Below are 16,803 nucleotides of genomic sequence, written 5' to 3'. Positions count from 1 at the left end.
GCAGAAACCAAGTGTGCATCTCTGCAAAAGCCTTTCGCACCGCCCAATCCCGACGTCCAGCAGTGCAGGTTCTTCTGCATCCTTGATTCTCTGTTCTCGGACCTTTAACTCGAACTTTTGAACCAGGAAGCTTGCTAAGGACTTACTAGGCATACCAAACATGTCGTCTATGAAAAACTATCGCTATCTCGACCTGATTACCGCCCTCTTCGTAGTAGTGCTGATCGTGTCCAATATCGCCTCAACCAAGGTGGTGCTTTTGGGCCCTTTCACCTTCGACGGCGGTACGCTGCTATTTCCACTGGCCTATATTTTTGGGGATGTGCTCACCGAAGTGTACGGCTACAAAAAAAGCCGCCGGGTGATTTGGACGGGTTTCTTTTTACTTCTGCTCTCCACCCTCACCTTTGGTTTGGTAGGCAGCCTGCCCGCACCCGCCGACGAGTTCAGCCAAAAGGCCGCGGAGGCTTTTTCCACCATTCTGGGCCTGGTGCCCCGCATCGTGCTGGCCAGCCTGGTGGCCTATTTTGTAGGCGAGTTCGTCAACAGCTACATCCTCGCCAAGCTCAAGGTGGCCACCAACGGACGCTGGCTGGCCCTGCGCACCATTGGCTCCACACTGGTAGGACAGGGGCTGGACACCGCCATTTTCCTGCTGATTGCCTTCTATGGCATTTGGGATAACAGCCTGCTCTGGACAGTGTTTGTCTCTAACTACATCTTCAAGGTGGGTATCGAGATTTTATTTACGCCCCTTACCTACACCGCCGTAGGCTTCCTCAAACGAACCGAGCAGGAGGACTACTACGACCGCAACACCAACTTCAATCCCTTCTCAGCTCGGTAGAGTAGCGCTGCTTTTGCTAGGGGAACCACTGAGTCAAACTCGTTCAGGATGGTTCCTCAGAGCGGTTCCCACCAATACCCAGTACAGCGGTTTTTGCTGTGATGGGGTAATTTACTCCCCACCGCGTGCAGAGTAACTATGGGAAGCGCAATCCGTCTTTCCGGTTGGGCTCACAGCATTTTTGTTGTCAAGCCTTACCAAGGTGGCTGAGCGTTCGCCTGACAACACTGCCCGCATCTACGTTCACTTCGGGAGGGGAGGCGTGCATTGCCCGGCAACACCTACTGCCATACGGCTTATTCAAAAGAGAAACTACTAGGCTTGTACTGCTGACAGCTCGAGCACAGCCTCCATCACATCGGCCACGTCTTGGTCGCTCATGCGGGGGCTTAGCGGAAGGCTAACCATGCGCTCATAGCTATCGTAGGCTACAGGAAAGTCCTGGGGCTTGAAGCCGTATTTATCACGGTAATAGGGGTGGATATGAATGGGGATAAAGTGCACCGATGTCCCTATGTTGCGGGCTTTGAGTTCCTCGATGAACTGGTTACGGGTTATACCCAGACGTTCGGGCCACAGGCGCAGCACATAAAGATGCCAGGCGTGATCTACCTCGGGGCGGGCCACCGGGGTTTGAAAAACCCCTAGCGGGGTAAAGGCCTCTTGGTAAGCCGCCACAATCTCACGACGGCGCGCTTGCATAGCCTCGAGCTTGCGCAACTGCACCAAACCCAGAGAAGCCTGCAAATCCGTCATGTTGTACTTGAAGCCGGGGGTTACCACTTCGTAATACCAGCTACCCTCTTTGCCATAGCGCTTCCAGGCATCGCGGTTCAGGCCGTGCAGGGAAATCAACCGACAACGGTCCAGAAACTCAGCGTCTCCTGTCAGCATGCCCCCCTCGGCTGTCGTAAGGTTCTTGGTGGCGTAAAAGCTAAAGGCTACCGGATTGTTACCTGAGCCAATGGGCCGACCTTTATAGCGAGCCGCAATCGCATGTGCGGCATCTTCAATCAAGGCGATGTTTCGGGATTCGGCCAATTTTCGAAGGGCATCCAGATCAGCGGGATGGCCGCTATGGTGCACCACCATAATGGCTTTGGTTCTTGGCGTAATGGCCCGCTCTACCCAGGCAGGATCCATATTCAGCGTGTCGGGTTCCACATCCACCAGTACAGGGCGTGCCCCCACATGCTCAATCACGTTTACTGAGGCTGCAAACGTGAGGGTGGTGGTGATTACTTCATCCCCAGGGCCGACACCCAAAGCAACCAAGGAAGTATGCAGGGCAGCGGTGCACGAATTAAGGGCTAAGGCAGCCGGCGCTTGCACATACTGGCCAAACTCCGATTCAAAACGCTTGGTCTTGGGGCCGGTGGTGATCCAGTCAGAACGCAAAGTATCTACCACTTCAGCAATTTCTTCGTCCCCAATTAACGGTGGAGAGAAAGGCAAAAAAGTGCTCCGCATAGAAAGAAGGGTAGCACGGCATAACATAAAAAAACAGCCAACTTTTGTGTTACGCAACGTTAAGTTTTACGAAAAAAATTAGTTATAGCAATAGCGGAATTTATACACAGCGTTGAATAAACTAATGCTTTATGCTGTGTCCCACACAAAGCCTTTAAAGCTCAAGTTATACCGTTTCCGCTTGAATCCTTCACCGTTGGACGAAGTCAGAGGTGAAGGGTTCTCTGTGTTGACGATCACTACAGTAGTTATTTCTGCACCGGATACTCATATGAGCCCTATCTCAAGGTGCTTGCACTGGCCAGCCTGCCCCTGCTGCTTCTTTGTATATGTCAAGAAGCATCTGCAAGTTTTGTTTGGCCGAGTAACGGGTCTCAAACTCCCGACGGGCTTGCCGACGCATCTCGGCCAGTGTATGCGGTTGGCTGGCCAGCCACTGCACTTTTTGGGCTAGGTCAGCCGGGTTTCGCACCTCAAAAAGGAGGCCATTCTGGTTCTCTTTGATTACCTGGGGCATCGAACCGTAATTGCTACCAATAACTGGCAGTCCTGTAGCAAAGGCTTCGGCCAGGGTCATGGGGAAGCCCTCGTATGTAACCGATGGAAAAACCAAAAAGGCTGCTTTTTGCATCAATTCAAATATCTCCTGGCGCGGTCTGCGGCCTAGCCACTCTACCTGCGGCATGGATTGCGCGGCCTGCGCCACCACGGAACCCAGAGGGCCATCCCCCGCGATTTTGAGGGGGATGTCAAGGCCTTTCCAAGCCTCCAAAAGCACATCCACCCCTTTTTCAGGAGAAAGGCGCCCCACAAACAAGGCATAACCCCCCTGCCCATCTCCTGCGCCGGGATCGGGATGAACAAAGTTAGGCTTGAGTCTAATCTTCTGGGAATCGAGGCCGCCCTTGACGAACACCGAGTTTTCGTAGTCGGTGAGTACGATAAATCGGTCTATTTTGTCGGTCCAAGTACGCAGCAACCGGTGCATCACCAGCATGGAAGCCAGCACGCTCGAGGCCGCCCGATTGCGATAGCACGAATGCAGAACTCCGGGCCAGGGGATGCTTTTGCCCACACACAGCACACACTCCTGACCTTCTCGTTGTAAGGTCGCGTTCAAGCACAACAAGCGATAGTTGTGCAGGGTTTGCACGATGGGAACCCCCTCGGCCTTGATGGCGTGGTAAATAGCCGGCGAAAGCAGTGGAAAGGTGTTGTGTACATGAACCACATGGGGTTTGTGAGTTGCCACCAGCGAACGCACCTGCCGGTATGCCTCGCTGTTCCACAAGGTCACCTGGGCGAGCTCGAGGGGCCCCATCTGGGCAAGTTCGTCATTGTGGGCGATGTGCTCAATAACCTCTACCCCGGCTTCTTGTAGCATGGCTTGCTCAGCCCTGAAAACTTGATCTTCTCCTCCTGGCTGCTGATAGAAATTGTGAATAATCATGACCCTAATCTGGTTCATTTGCCGATCCTCCGCAATTGCTCACTCGCTAACACAACTATCCGTAGCGCCAGGCTCCTATAGTATATTCTTCAAACATCCGGCATTCATCCAAAACTGTACGCACAAGACACAAAAAGCCACAAGCTCTGGCTCTGCCAAAACTCTAGTATCAATTTGCGGGCAGTACTGGTATTAGATCAGGCTTAGAACCTTGCAGTCCTTGAGTTCCACCAACCACTGTTTCTCGAGCAAAGCAAAAGTCAAGGTGGCCAGCGTTTTTGATAAGTATGTGTGGCGTGCAGAAAAACGCCACTCCTGATACCAACCAATCGGATCCAGTGCGCCGGCCACAATTGCTTCCAATTCGTCCAAGCTTTCGTTAACAATGGTAAACCGTGGAATCTGTAGAGCTTTCTCCAAGGGTCGCACGGCCCGCCAGCACACCATAGCCCCTCGGGTATAGCCGAGAGCCTCGGCTATTTGAGTAGTGGTGAGGTCGAAGGCCTTTCCCGGCACGCCAAAGGGATAGGCCACACTCTGGATGGGGCAGCCCAGAAGGCTCTCGAGTATTTCCTTACTGCGCCCAAGCTCTTCCTTTTGCTCCGGCTCCGTCAAACTGAGCAAATTGCGGTGGGAGTGGGTGTGGGCTTCCACCGGCATACCAGCCGCAAATAGCTCTCGCAAAGCTGCAACATCCATAAAGTCTTCAGCAGTGGTCTGGAAGGTACGCGCAAAGATATCCAGAATCACCGAATCGCGCTGTAAAAAACCGGTCGAAACGAAAAAGGTGGCTTTAAGACCATATTTTTGCAACAGAGGAACCGCGTAGTCCAGGTTGTCACGGAAGCCGTCGTCAAAGACAATGGCTACTCGAGGTTTATCGGTAGCGGGAGCGAACACATCTTGAAAGTCCACCACTTCGCAGTGGGTAGCCAGCCACTCTAGATGTTGCTCGAAAACTGTGGTGGACGTGGAGTTGAAAAAAAGCTGGGAAGGTCTGACCGAATGGTAGTTCAATACCAGCGTACGCCCAGCCCACCGCAAGGCCAGGGGACGCAACTTTTTATAGATACCGAACAATGCTGTGCGCATAGCACTGAAAGCTGGGCTATAGGGATTCATACGATTTCCAATCCTAGGCCTAGAAGAGCGCTTCTTTGGATTCTTATTTACACTGTCTAAAAAAGACTCTTGTCGAGCACCCCTCACAAGACGAAATGCCAAGCGCTGAAAGTGCTTTCCAACGATTGTATCAGGTACGCAAAGGGAACAGGTCATTTTTTTACCCAAAAAAAACACCCAGAGCGCCTGCTGGAAGCTGGGCCGAGATATACGACGAACCGCGTCTGTTGGGTATAACTAGCGCGTAGGCGTTTTTACCCTCTGACGAGGACTTTGTCCGGCCGATGATCAACTGTGTTGTTCGAAGCGAATGCGGCAAGAACTGGCTGCTCTTGTGCGATATCTGAAAAAGACCTATTCCACCGCGTACGGGAGACGGCCTCGGGGGGTTTCCAGCCCCAAAGCCTGTCCTAAAAAAGGGCGGCTTGAGGGGTGAGCATAAACCCTCACAGCCGCAAATCCCAGGCCCATCAGCAGCCAAAAAGGAACACCTCCCATCGGGCCTTCCAGGAAAACATCAAAGCTGGCATTGACCAAAAAAGCTAACCAGTAACAGAACAGCCACACAAATAGCTTGGCCCAAAGGTGGTCCCCATTATGGGCCGCCTGATATCGAGCCCTCAGCACCACCCAGGCCCACCCTATTAGCATCCCAAGCCACAAAACCAAGCCAGGTACACCCGAACGGGCCAAAACGGTCATGTGGCTGTTGTGCGGACTGCGCAAAGATTCCTGCTTGTCTACCTGGAAGCCATCTACGGTCGCCAGGTTGATTCCATAGCCTTTGCCTGTCCAGAAGTAAGGACCGTATACGGTGTAACCGATAATCTTCTCCCACCACATCAGCCGCCAACGACGGTTGGCGTTGACATTACCGGCGTCATTTTCCGTTTGCAGGACAATGCTCAGCAAATTGGTAGTTATCTGCTCGACACTGACGGGCCTCGAGCCAACCAATTGAGTGGAGGACAAAAGCGTGAGAGAGACCATTGCAAACAGCACCAGACTCAGCACAAACCCAACCGCCAGACCAACCACTCTTCCATTGATTTTTGGGAATACCGTTGCCAAAGCCAGCAGTACCGCCAGGACAAAAGATAAAGCACCTCCCCGGTTTGCAGAAGCGGTAAAACCAAACACTGCTGTTACACTCAGCACCCAAACCGGCCCGTGCAACACCACCCAGCGCCAACTCAACACCAACCCCAGCAACACAAAGACCACCACTCCGGCCAGATGAACCCCTGTATCGCCAAATTTCAATGCCACAATTGGAACTGTGCTACCAGGGAAACTAGGTAGAGGAACATTGAGCAGGTCGAAAACTATCCCCGGAATGATGAGCAATGGAAAGACCAGGGCGAAGTAACGGTAGTAACGGATGAACATGAAAAATACGGCATGGTTTTTTAGAATAGCCCCGTATATCAGAATGGCAAAGAGGGCATAACCCCAAAATGCTGCATCGCGAAGGGCATTAATGCCATACTCGCCCAGGTAGGGCAGGGTTTGCAGCAAACTCCAAAACAAAAAGGGTAAAACCAAGGCTACGGGCCAGGTAAACACCCGGCGCAAGATGCTCGGGTTGGCAAAAGCCACCAGCAGCCCCAGTAGCAAAACCAATTCAGCTATGTACAAAGGAGCAATCCCCAGGTAGGCAAAGCCTTTGCCCATGAGGGTGTAGCCCAGAAAAATAAACGCGACGGACAAAATAAAAAGCCTGAGCATACGTAACCGGCTCCTGTCGGCTTGATTGTATTACGCCACTGTAAAGGAAGAGGGTCAAACCCATCCATTGCTCCATGTTCTCAAGATCGTGGTCTTATGAATAGGCCACCACAAAGTTAAGGAGACCCTGGTTCATGAAAGCGCTTAGGTCGGGGGTGATGGGTCAAAACCTTCGGCCTCCGACCTCGAGCAGCCCTAGAATGTGCAACATGCTTCAATGGTTTCGAGCATTGCACTATCCCAACATATCCAAGCGCGATTTACGAATTGACTGGTTGCGCGGCTTCGCGCTGTTCGTGATGGTGATTGACCATATCGTAAACGACAGCTCTCTGTTTTATTCCCTCACCGGTCGCGCCAATTTTTATATCAGTGCCGCCGAAGGCTTCTACTTCATCTCAGGCTTGACCCTGGGTATCCTGGCTACCCGGCAGGGCCTATCCAAATCCCTCGAGCACGTTTTGTGGCGTACCTGGGTTTTATATCGAACGACGGTGCTGATCTGTCTGGGGTTTGTACTCGCCAACTACGTGGGCCTCGAGGTGTGGTACAACGATTGGGACAAATCACAAAATCTGCTCGAGTTCATCGCCGGCGCTCTCACCCTCTACAACGACTACAACGGCTCGGGCATTCTGGCGCTGTATGTGTTCTTCATGCTACTAACCCCGCTAGCACTCCTGTTTATGTTTCGCGGCTTCACCTGGGTTGTCGTGCTGGCCAGTCTGGCAACATATATCCTCAGCCAAACATACCCGAATGTTGTGGAAGTACCCATCAGTACACTATTTTTTGAGGCAGCTTGGCAGCTACTATTCTTTGGAGGTCTGGTGATCGGTTTTCATCGTGAACGCTTAAGCCGCTTCTGGGCCAAAAACCACCACTTACGCGATGCACTGGGCTGGTTGACGCTTTTAGCCGGTGCTCTCTTTATTGTCGTGAAAGTCAGAGACTTGTGGCCCGAGCTAAACCAAGTCGTTATTGGAAACGAACCACAGCAACAGCTCATCTGGCCTCGGCTTCTGCTGGTGATCTTGTATTTACAGGCTTTTTACCTGCTCATCACCTGGTTCTGGAAGCCCCTAAACCGTGCTACAGGTTGGCTTCTAATTCCCCTGGGCTCGGCCTCGCTGTGGACTTTTACCTGGCACCTAATAGTTATGCTACCCTTATATAACCTCTTCGATTATGCGGCACTAACCTCCAATATATGGGTGGGCACAGCTTTTCATGTTCTAAGCCTGCTGGTTATCTGGAGTTCGATCTTGCTTTATCGCCGTTGGCGTAAAAGCAACGTTCGAGGGGTCGCCGGCTAAAGTGGGCTGTTGCGCTCGGGCTGTAGCGGCATCCCTGCACTTCTAAGCACCGCCTCCAAATCTGCACGGCTAATTTCCTGGCTTCCACTACCTCCGCCCAGTGTCGCTCTAAAACGAGCAATGTCGGATATTTCACCTTCCCAGGCATAATTGACCCGATAGGTTACATTTTGCGCCGATACCGTAGGCTCGCGGTAAAAGCGGTTGTTATCGCCGGAGTTGGTTCCATTGGTATACAACGAGCGGCTGGGGATATCGGTGAGCCAGCCCATGGCATAGTCGAGCACCCCGATGGCCTTGACTGCTACGGTGTTGTTTTCTACCCTTACGCCGCTAACCTCGGTTGCATTATGGTCTTCGCGACTTTGCTGTATCACCGAAATTCCATCCGCGTTCCATGCCACTACGTTATTCCGCACCACACAATTGGAGGAATTTTGCACCAAAATCCCAGCTCCCCAACCCCACAACGGAAAACCAAAACCATTCTCCCAGGCTTTGTTATTTTCGATGGTGCAGTTTCTGCTGACCTCGTACTGCAGGCCCGCTTTCCAGTTATGGTACAGGCGGTTGTTGCGGAAAATCACGCCGTCACACTCAATATCGCACCAAAAACCTGAGCCCGAATTTTCATACGACTCGTTATCTTCCACCAGCAAATCCTTCACCAGAGCCCATTTGCTACCTCCGGCTTCCCAATTGGTATCGAAATCCTCGGTGTTGTTTTGGTAGACTTTATTGCCGCGAATAATCATTCCCCTTCCAGTATCGCCAGCCAAGCCTAGTTGCCCGTTGTGGTGGATCAGGTTCTGTAAAACCTGGGCTCCATCGCCGTTGGTCTCGATACCTGCACCGTGGGCGTAGGCCACGTCGTTGTTTTCGATAATCCAGCGTGGCCCGCCACCATCAAAAACACCCCCATGCTGCGCGTCTACTCCCGCATGGCGAAACACGAAACCCCGAATCCGAACGTCACCCACCCTGTTGGTTCCCTCAATCCAGCGGTAGCGATTGGTGACTTCCACCGTACGGTTGGTGGGGTCGCTGCCCAAGTAGATTTTTCCATTGCCCACAAAAAAATCGCCTGAGCCCACCTCACTCAAGCTGGTTTCCTGGAATAAGGGCTGTTCATCTACGAAAACCTGGTCGGGATACTGGCAGCGTCCGTTGCTATTTGGGCGGCAAAACCCACGAATAATTCGGTTAAAGCTTGGGTTATAGGGTCTAACCCAGTAGCTGCCCTCTCTGGTCCACCCTGTCCAGATATCAGAGCCTTTGATGATAGCTCCAGGCTCACCAATGAGGGTAAGGCGTTTGTCAATGCGTATGCTCTCTCGGTACGTCCCGGCAGCCACCCGGATGGTATCGCCTGGTCGGGCGCTGCGAACTGCTTGGGCTATGGAGCCAAAAGGCCTGTCCGAGCTTCCATCACCATCACTGGCCCCAGCACGAACATAGATCGCGTTGGTTGGCAGGGGTGGATCGGTGCTCCCAGGTGGCGTGGAAACCAGCGGAACCTGACCACACGACCCCAGAAGCAGTAAGGCGAAGAAGGAACCGCTGCTGTTCATGAGTTGGCGTATCACCGTAGTTACTCTGAATCCTGGTAAAGGCTCGATCGTCTGGTTACTGGGTCGGCCCTGGCTTCGTCTCACCCTTGCAAACATGCCACGGCCATTTACGAGAAAAGTTAAGCAACCTACTTGAGTACTTTAAGGTATGCTCCCCTCGAGCAGTCGGAGTCAAGCCACGATTTGAAGATGTGCTTTCTTTAGCGCTTGAGTTTGCGCCCATACCTGAGCCAGATGGTCAGCGCCAGTACCGCCAGTAAAACCTGCGTCGCAAGGATTGTGATCACCGCACCGAGTAAGCCCGCGCGGTCTATGAGGAGGAAACCAAAAATCCCGATGAATAAGGCAGCCAGCATGTACAGCCAGGCTATCCAGCGCGGCTGCTCCTGGGCTCGGAAAGCGCTGAAAAAGACTTCGCCAAACCAGGTAAAAAGCGGAATTAGGGCAAACCATAACAGGTAGTGGCTGATACCCTGATAGTTTGCTCCGTATAGAAAATTGAAGATAGGTTCGTGCAACCACGACATCAACGACCAGGCCACCACACCCACGGCGGAGAAAAAAAACACGTAGCGCCACACCATCCCCTCTAATGCCGCTGTTGTGGAGGCTCGAGCAAAAGCAGGTAACATCAGAGAATTGAAGGCCGACAGAAAGCTATTAACCGGTGCGAGGGTGTTTTCCAGCACGCGCAATCCCGCCACCGACTCCAGACCATGCAGGCGCACCAACAAGATATAGGGGAGGCTGGAAACCAGCACCCACAGCAGGCTGGCGGGCAATCCCCAACGCCCGTAGCGCCAATGGTATTGCAAAACCGTACGAAACATCGAAAACCAAATCCCGAAATTTTTCGTAGGGCTCGGCATGGCTCCCATGTCGGAGCCCCGTTTCCACCAGAGCATCACCCAGTATCCTGAAACCAACGATGCAAGACCCATCAGTACCATGGCCGTAAAAGCATTGAGTAAGGACATCTCCTGCAAAGCCAACGCTGACAAAACGAAGAGGGGCAAGTAGATGAGCCCTCCCAATGCCGACAGCCTGGGAACCAGGTTGGCATAACAGATTCGGCGGGCCAGCATCGCGTACTGTACGAAAGGCAGTGCAATTGCAAGCCCAAGGTAAACACCCCTGAAGGCTGGGTCGGTCTGAAACCACGCCAAAAAAACGAAAATCAACGACGCCATCGCGGCTAGCAACCAATGCAACCGTACGACTTGCTGCTGGTATATGTGGGGGGCTGAGCGGAAGCGGTTGGGGGTATAAACCGCCAGCGGTTCAGTAATGAGGGGATTTTGAATCTGAAAACCAATCAGCAGAATCATCCAACCCACTGCGAAAGCACCGTATTCGGCGGGCTCGAGCCAGCGCGCCATAAGGGTATTGGCCAGAAAATTGGAAACGCCAAACAAAGCCTGATCCATAAGTGCCCAGCCTGCCCGTTGGGGAAGGCGTCGGCTCAAATTGCGAATTTTACGCAATGTATCCGTCACATCGTACCCGTCATCAATATGGTATGGTCATTTGAAGCAAAGATGCGCATCAATACACCTCGAGCGACCCCATGGCTCGTTTCACATGCTGTTAGCTTAAGCCCCACGCAAGTAACAATGGCACTTGGTTGCCCCACAACCATCTTCACCCCACCGAGAAAACACTTGTTGCGATTGAAAGAAATAGCTGAAACATCCGCCACAAAATAAGCGATAGGTCAAATCCAGCCAACAGCACAACCCACAGCACCTATAATCTGGGAGGTATGATTCCGCAAATTCCGCAAGAACCCGAACTAGACCTTGCGCGCCTGGGTCAGATTCTACGACGCAATATCCGGACGCTGTTGCTTTTTGCTGCTTCTTTGGGTTTGCTGACCTTCCTGGTCTCCTGGCTGCAAGCACCCACCTACCAGGCCAGCTCTCGCCTACTGGCAGCGCAAAGCAGTGCTTTTTCGGGAAGCAGCCTCCTGGGAACCGTGCCCTCTCAGAACCTTATTGATGCCGAAGCCTACCGCGAAGCCGCCCTCAGCAGCCTGGTTTTGGGGCGCACTCTCCAAACCGCTGGCCTGAAAAGCGACCCTGGAGATCTGGAGCGGTTTGCTCGCAGCGCACGGGTACGCACCATCGAAGGCCAGAACTCCAACGTGATTATCCTGAGCATACGCAATGCCGACCCCCAAAAAGCAGCCGAACTCGCAAACATCTGGGCCAGCAGCCTCATGCGCTGGGACGACGAGCGCGTGCGGGGCAGTTTTGGAAGTTATCGGGAGTCGCTTGAAGCCCAGCTGGCGGTGGTCAGAAACCAGATCAGCCAAGCCACCAACCGCAGCAGCGAAAATCTGTCGGGGCTGCTCACCCTACAAGCCACCTTGCAGCGGGACATTGACTTGGTTCGGGCGCTCGAGCGCAGTGCCAGCGGGCAACTAACGTTGATTGACCAGGCCATAGCCCCCGCCCGCCCCACCAGCCCCCGCCCCACGCTGTATGCAGCGGTGGCTTTCGTGGTGGGGCTGGTGCTGGCACTTGGGCTATTGCTGTTGCGCGAAGCCAGCGTGCGCACCGTGCGCAACGCCGATGAAGCCTTTGGCCTGACCTCGCTGCCGATACTGGGCGAATTCCCCGAAATTCCGGCCAGTGCAGGCCGGGCTTTATCCCCTGAGATAGCGGGCTACCTCGACATCAACGTGACGCACATGATTGCCGGTGGCGGTCCGCGCATCATCGCCGTTACCAGCCCGGCGGCCCTCGAGGGCAAAAGCAGCGTGGCCATTAGCCTTGCGCGGGCCTGTGCCAAAGCTGGAAAGCGCACCCTGATCATAGACCTCAACAGCCGTAGACCCGTGCTGCATCAGGAGTTTCGCATCTCCCAGGGCGGCGACATCGTGAGCACCCTGGTCAACCTGCCGGGCATCCAGCCCCAGCCCCACTTGGTGGAAAACAACCTCTATGTGATTCCCTGCTTGCAACCCATCGAGAACCCGCCCCGTCTGCTCTCGGAGTTGTTCCGCCCCTTCATCGAAAGCCTCAAGGAGAGCGGTCAGTACGATGTCGTCATCCTCGACACACCCCCTGTGCTGACCGTTACCGATACCCTGATTATCGCCCCTTACGTCTCCGGGGTGCTCATGGTGGTGCGGGAGGGCCAGACCGACAAGCGCCAGTTGCGCTCGGCCCTCGAGATCCTCAAGCGTGTGGGAGCCCAGACCCTGGGCCTGGTGATGAACCGGGTGCGCGAAGGCCAAACCTTGCCCAAACCCGACAAGGTGTACGAGGGCAGCAGCAAAAGCACCGGTATCTTTAGACCTGCTACCGAAAAAAAGCAATAAACCTTCCTTACTCCCCATAGCCCAGGTCTGCCCTGGGCGTTTTATTTTTCAAAATATAAAAAATAGTTTTATTTATTGACATAACTAGAATGAAAAGCTAGTTTCTAAGCAATACCGGAGGTGGTGTAGTGGATACGCTTGCACTGGGGAAGGAGCCATATGAACCTAGCTTTGGGTGAACTCGAGCGCCTCTTTCCACCGGGTCGCCTGCTGCACAAACCCGGCGAACTGACCCCCTACGAGTCCGATGCCCTCACGGCCTTCCGGGCCCGGCCCCTGGCGGTGGTGTTACCCGAGAACCACGACGAAGTAGTGGCCGCGGTGCGCTGGTGTGCCAAATATCAGGTGCCCTATGTAGCCCGCGGCTCCGGCACCAGCCTTTCGGGGGGCTCGCTGCCGATTGATGGCGGGCTTTTGATTGGCCTCAACAGGATGAACAAACTGCTGCGGCTAGATCCACAGGAACGCATCGCGGTGGTAGAGCCGGGCTTTATCAACCTCCAGGTCTCAAACGCCGCCGCCCCCTATGGCCTTTACTACGCCCCCGACCCCTCCTCCCAGCCGGTCTCGACCATCGGGGGGAACCTGGCTTTTAACTCGGGCGGGGCCCACTGCCTTAAGTACGGCATGACCTCCAACCACGTGCTGGCGGCCAAGGTGGTGCTGCCCGACGGCGAGAGCGTGGTGCTGGGCAGCGAGAGCCTGGAAAATACCGGCCCCGACTGGCTGGGCTTGTTCGTGGGCAGCGAGGGACTTATGGGCATCGCCACCGAGATCACCCTGCGCCTTTTGCCCAAACCCGAGACCTATCACACCGTGCTGGCGGCCTACGACACGCTGGAGAAAGCCGGTGAGGCGGTGGCCGCGGTGGTGGCCTCCGGGCTTTTGCCGGGTGCAATGGAGATCATGGACTCGCTGGCGATTGAAGCTGCCGAGGCCGCGGTCAAGGCCGGTTATCCAAGGGAGGCCCGGGCTCTGTTGATCGTGGAGCTCGAGGGCGAAACCCCCCAGGTGGAGGCCGAGGCCCGCTACCTGGACGAAGTCATCCGGCGGTCGGGGGCCTACGAGGTGCGGGTGGCCCAGAGCGCCGAGGAGCGCCTGAAAATCTGGAAAGGGCGCAAGGCCGCCTTCTCGGCGGTGGGGCGGCTCTCGCCCGACTACATCGTGCAGGACGGGGTGGTGCCCCGCTCCAGGCTGGGCCAGGCCTTAGCCGAGATCGAGCGGCTCTCCGCGCGCTATGGCCTGCGGGTGGCCAATGTTTTCCATGCAGGCGACGGCAACCTGCACCCCCTGATTCTGTACAACGGACGGGTCGAGGGCGAGCTCGAGCGGGCCGAGGAGCTGGCGGGAGAAATCCTGCGCCTGTGCGTGGCCCTGGGTGGCTCCATCACCGGCGAGCACGGGGTGGGCATGGAGAAAAAAGCCTACATGCCCGAGATGTTTTCCGAGACCGACCTAACCGCCATGCGGCGCATCCGATTGGCCCTGGATCCCCTCGAGCTTTCCAACCGCGGCAAGATGTTCCCCGGCGGCGAAGCCCCTGCGCTGCGCCAGACCGGGCCCCACCCCCTGGAGCGGGCCGGGGTTATTTCGAGGGAGTAGGCTGGCATGCGCGTGCTCCACCCCACCAGCCCCGCCGAGGTACAGGAGGCCATCCGGGCTCACAGCCGGGTGCGGGCCAGGGGCGGCGGTAGCAAACCGGCGCTTTCCACACCCGCGGAAGGCCAGACCGTTTTGGAGATGCGCGGCCTCTCGGGGGTGATCGAGTACGACCCCGGCGAGTACGTGCTGGTAGCCCGAGCCGGAACCCCGCTGGCCGAGGTGGAGCAGCTTTTGGCCCAGCACGGGCAGTACCTGCCCTTCGACCCGCCCTTGGTGGAACAGGGGGCCACCCTGGGGGGCACGGTGGCGGCGGGGCTTTCCGGCCCCATGCGGCAGCGCTATGGGGGGGTGCGCGACTTCATCCTGGGGGTGCAGTTCGTGGACGGCACGGGCCAGCTGGTGCGGGGCGGTGGCAAGGTGGTCAAGAACGCTGCCGGTTTCGACCTGCCCAAGCTGATGGTGGGCAGCCTGGGGCGGCTGGGCCTCCTGACCGAGCTGGCCTTCAAGGTGTTTCCCTTTCCTAAAGCCACCGCCACCCTGCAGATCAGTTTCTTCAAGCTGGAAGAAGCGCTCGAGGCCCTCTACCGGCTAGCGGGCTCGCCCATCGAGCTCTACGCCCTCGACCTCGAGCCCCCCGCCACCCTGACCCTGCGACTGGGGGGCCTGCCCGAAGCTCTCCCGGCCCGGCTGGAGCGGCTCACAGCCTTTGTGGGCAGGGCCGGCGACCTCCTGCAGGGCGAGGCCGAGACCCGCTACTGGCGCGACCTGAACCGGCTCGAGCTGGGCGAGGGTTATCTGGTTAAGGTAGCCCTCACCACCCGGCACATCCCCGCCCTGGAGCAGGCCCTGGGCAGCGCCCCCCGCCGGTACATGAGCGCGGGCCACCTGCTGTACCTGGCCTGGAACGACGAACTCGCCCAGTTGGATACCCTGTTACGGTCTCAGAGTTTATCTGGTCTGGTTCTAAAGGGCTCTACGCATCAGCTCCGGATTGGAATAGACTTGGAACAGGTCTTTGGTCAGCGGGTGGCCGCCGCCCTCGACCCTCAAGGCCGGTTCAGCCCTGCTCCACCCCAGTAACCCCAGGAAACCCTATGCAGCACAAGATTGACGTCGAAAAGCTCGGCCCCCAGGGCGAAATCATGGCCCACGCCATCGAGGCCTGCGTGCACTGCGGCTTTTGTCTGCCGGCCTGCCCCACCTACCAGGTGCTGGGCGAGGAGATGGACTCCCCCAGGGGGCGGATTTTTCTAATGAAAGAGGTGCTGGAGGGCAACCTGCAACTCGAGGAAGCCCAGCCCTACCTCGACAAGTGCCTGGGCTGCCAGGGCTGCGTGACGGCCTGCCCCAGCGGCGTGCCCTACGGCGAGCTCATCGCCACCTACCGGGGCTGGAGCGAGCCCCAACGCCACCGCTCCCCTTTCCAGAAGCTCTTCCGCATCGGCATTCAGGAGACCCTCCCCTATCCCTCGCGCTTCCGCGCTGCGGCCACCCTGGGCCGACTGGGCCAGCTCCTGAAGCCGCTCCTACCGCCCATGCTGCAAGCCCCGCTCGAGCTGCTCCCCGACCAAATGCCCAAACACCAGCCCCTGCCCGAGGTGGTTCCGGCTGAGGGGGAACGGCGGGCTCGGGTAGCCTTTCTGGGGGGCTGCGCCCAGCAGGTGTTGCAGCCCAACTTCAACCACGCCACCCTGCGGGTGCTGGCCCGCAACGGGGTGGAGGTGGTGATCCCCAAAGGCCAGGGCTGCTGCGGCGCGCTGGCCATGCACACCGGCGAGCGTACGCGGGCCCTGCGCTTCGCTCGCGCCAACCTCAGCGCCTTTGCTGGTGAGTACGACGCCATCCTCACCAACGCCGCCGGCTGTGGCTCGGGCCTTAGGGAGTACCCCCTGCTCTTCCACGGGGAACCCGAGCAGGCCCAGGCCCACCAACTGGCTGCCAAGGTCAAGGACGTCTCGGTTTTCCTGGTCGAGCTGGGCCTGAAAGCCGTGCCCCCGCTGGAGCGGCCCCTCAAGGTGGCCTACCACGATGCCTGCCACCTGGCCCACGCCCAGCAGGTGCGGGCTGAGCCGCGCCAACTACTCAAAAGCATCCCGGGCCTCGAGCTTGTGGAAATTCCCGAAGGCGAGCTTTGCTGTGGCTCGGCGGGTACCTACAACCTCGAGCAGCCCGAAATCGCCGCCACCCTGGGCGAGCGCAAAGCCCGCCACATCCTGGCCACCGGGGCCGAGCTGGTGGTCACCGGCAACATCGGCTGCTTTACCCAGATCCAAACCCACCTGCGCAAACTGGGCCGGGAGATTCCCGTACTGCACACCCTCGAGCTGCTGGATCGGGCCTACACCCAAAGCCCCATCCCCCAAGCCGGATAA

General features: G+C 56.5%; 12 protein-coding genes. 6 read left to right on the top strand and 6 right to left on the bottom strand.

Annotated elements, in window-relative coordinates; translation table 11 throughout:
• Positions 1 to 169 precede the first annotated feature (169 nt).
• Entirely contained in the window at positions 170 to 847 is a 678-nt protein-coding gene (locus WKI89_RS04940; protein WP_337868106.1) for a queuosine precursor transporter, read from the top strand.
• A gap of 315 nt (positions 848 to 1,162) precedes the next feature.
• On the opposite strand, the gene WKI89_RS04935 is transcribed toward WKI89_RS04940, so the two are convergent.
• The 4 genes from WKI89_RS04935 to WKI89_RS04920 all read right to left on the bottom strand — a co-directional run bounded on the left by WKI89_RS04935 (position 1,163) and on the right by WKI89_RS04920 (position 6,617).
• Positions 1,163 to 2,317, bottom strand: a complete 1,155-nt coding sequence (locus WKI89_RS04935; RefSeq protein ID WP_337868105.1) for a DegT/DnrJ/EryC1/StrS aminotransferase family protein — start codon at positions 2,315 to 2,317, stop codon at positions 1,163 to 1,165.
• Between the two features lie 283 nt (positions 2,318 to 2,600).
• Positions 2,601 to 3,785, bottom strand: a complete 1,185-nt coding sequence (locus tag WKI89_RS04930; RefSeq protein ID WP_337868104.1) for a glycosyltransferase family 4 protein — start codon at positions 3,783 to 3,785, stop codon at positions 2,601 to 2,603.
• Between the two features lie 174 nt (positions 3,786 to 3,959).
• Positions 3,960 to 5,057: a polysaccharide deacetylase family protein gene (locus WKI89_RS04925; RefSeq protein WP_337868103.1), complete on the bottom strand. Its 1,098-nt coding sequence runs from the start codon at positions 5,055 to 5,057 to the stop codon at positions 3,960 to 3,962.
• A gap of 186 nt (positions 5,058 to 5,243) precedes the next feature.
• Positions 5,244 to 6,617 carry an O-antigen ligase family protein gene (locus WKI89_RS04920; RefSeq protein ID WP_337868102.1) on the bottom strand — a complete coding sequence of 458 codons (1,374 nt, stop codon included), beginning with the start codon at positions 6,615 to 6,617 and terminating at the stop codon, positions 5,244 to 5,246.
• A 209-nt stretch (positions 6,618 to 6,826) separates the two neighbouring features.
• On the opposite strand from WKI89_RS04920, the gene opgC reads away from it, so the two are divergent.
• Positions 6,827 to 7,933, top strand: a complete 1,107-nt coding sequence (gene opgC, locus WKI89_RS04915) for an OpgC domain-containing protein (protein ID WP_337868101.1) — start codon at positions 6,827 to 6,829, stop codon at positions 7,931 to 7,933.
• On the opposite strand, the gene WKI89_RS04910 is transcribed toward opgC, so the two are convergent.
• On the bottom strand, positions 7,930 to 9,519 hold the full coding sequence (locus tag WKI89_RS04910; protein WP_337868100.1) for a right-handed parallel beta-helix repeat-containing protein: 1,590 nt from the start codon (positions 9,517 to 9,519) through the stop codon (positions 7,930 to 7,932). The two genes, opgC and WKI89_RS04910, sit on opposite strands and share 4 nt — an antisense overlap.
• Positions 9,520 to 9,704: 185 nt before the next feature.
• Positions 9,705 to 10,970, bottom strand: coding sequence for a lipopolysaccharide biosynthesis protein (locus WKI89_RS04905; protein WP_337868099.1), 1,266 nt, complete (start codon positions 10,968 to 10,970; stop codon positions 9,705 to 9,707).
• 296 nt (positions 10,971 to 11,266) lie between these two features.
• On the opposite strand from WKI89_RS04905, the gene WKI89_RS04900 reads away from it, so the two are divergent.
• The 4 genes from WKI89_RS04900 (at position 11,267) to glcF (ending at position 16,803) form a co-directional block, all read left to right on the top strand.
• The gene (locus WKI89_RS04900) at positions 11,267 to 12,829 is read left to right on the top strand and encodes a Wzz/FepE/Etk N-terminal domain-containing protein (RefSeq protein WP_337868098.1); all 1,563 of its coding nucleotides are present in this window, start codon (positions 11,267 to 11,269) and stop codon (positions 12,827 to 12,829) included.
• A gap of 159 nt (positions 12,830 to 12,988) precedes the next feature.
• Positions 12,989 to 14,431 (top strand): FAD-linked oxidase C-terminal domain-containing protein, encoded by a 1,443-nt coding sequence (locus tag WKI89_RS04895; protein WP_337868097.1) that lies wholly within the window; start codon positions 12,989 to 12,991, stop codon positions 14,429 to 14,431.
• Positions 14,432 to 14,437: 6 nt separating this feature from the next.
• Positions 14,438 to 15,511: an FAD-binding protein gene (locus WKI89_RS04890; protein ID WP_337868096.1), complete on the top strand. Its 1,074-nt coding sequence runs from the start codon at positions 14,438 to 14,440 to the stop codon at positions 15,509 to 15,511.
• Positions 15,512 to 15,525: 14 nt separating this feature from the next.
• A complete protein-coding gene (glcF, locus tag WKI89_RS04885) occupies positions 15,526 to 16,803 on the top strand; it encodes a glycolate oxidase subunit GlcF (RefSeq protein WP_337868095.1) in 1,278 nt (425 codons plus the stop codon).

Source organism: Meiothermus sp., assembly GCF_037443965.1.
Classification (GTDB): domain Bacteria; phylum Deinococcota; class Deinococci; order Deinococcales; family Thermaceae; genus Meiothermus.
Note: the sequence above shows the minus strand (reverse complement) of the source record. Positions and strands in the feature narration are given on the sequence as shown.

Excerpts from the sequence above, each read along its gene's own strand:
- WKI89_RS04940 (WP_337868106.1), top strand. The coding sequence starts at position 170 with ATGAAAAACTATCGCTATCTCGACCTGATTACCGCCCTCTTCGTAGTA.
- WKI89_RS04935 (WP_337868105.1), bottom strand. The coding sequence starts at position 2,317 with ATGCGGAGCACTTTTTTGCCTTTCTCTCCACCGTTAATTGGGGACGAA.
- WKI89_RS04930 (WP_337868104.1), bottom strand. The coding sequence starts at position 3,785 with ATGAACCAGATTAGGGTCATGATTATTCACAATTTCTATCAGCAGCCA.
- WKI89_RS04920 (WP_337868102.1), bottom strand. The coding sequence starts at position 6,617 with ATGCTCAGGCTTTTTATTTTGTCCGTCGCGTTTATTTTTCTGGGCTAC.
- opgC (WP_337868101.1), top strand. The coding sequence starts at position 6,827 with ATGCTTCAATGGTTTCGAGCATTGCACTATCCCAACATATCCAAGCGC.
- WKI89_RS04900 (WP_337868098.1), top strand. The coding sequence starts at position 11,267 with ATGATTCCGCAAATTCCGCAAGAACCCGAACTAGACCTTGCGCGCCTG.
- WKI89_RS04895 (WP_337868097.1), top strand. The coding sequence starts at position 12,989 with ATGAACCTAGCTTTGGGTGAACTCGAGCGCCTCTTTCCACCGGGTCGC.
- WKI89_RS04890 (WP_337868096.1), top strand. The coding sequence starts at position 14,438 with ATGCGCGTGCTCCACCCCACCAGCCCCGCCGAGGTACAGGAGGCCATC.
- glcF (WP_337868095.1), top strand. The coding sequence starts at position 15,526 with ATGCAGCACAAGATTGACGTCGAAAAGCTCGGCCCCCAGGGCGAAATC.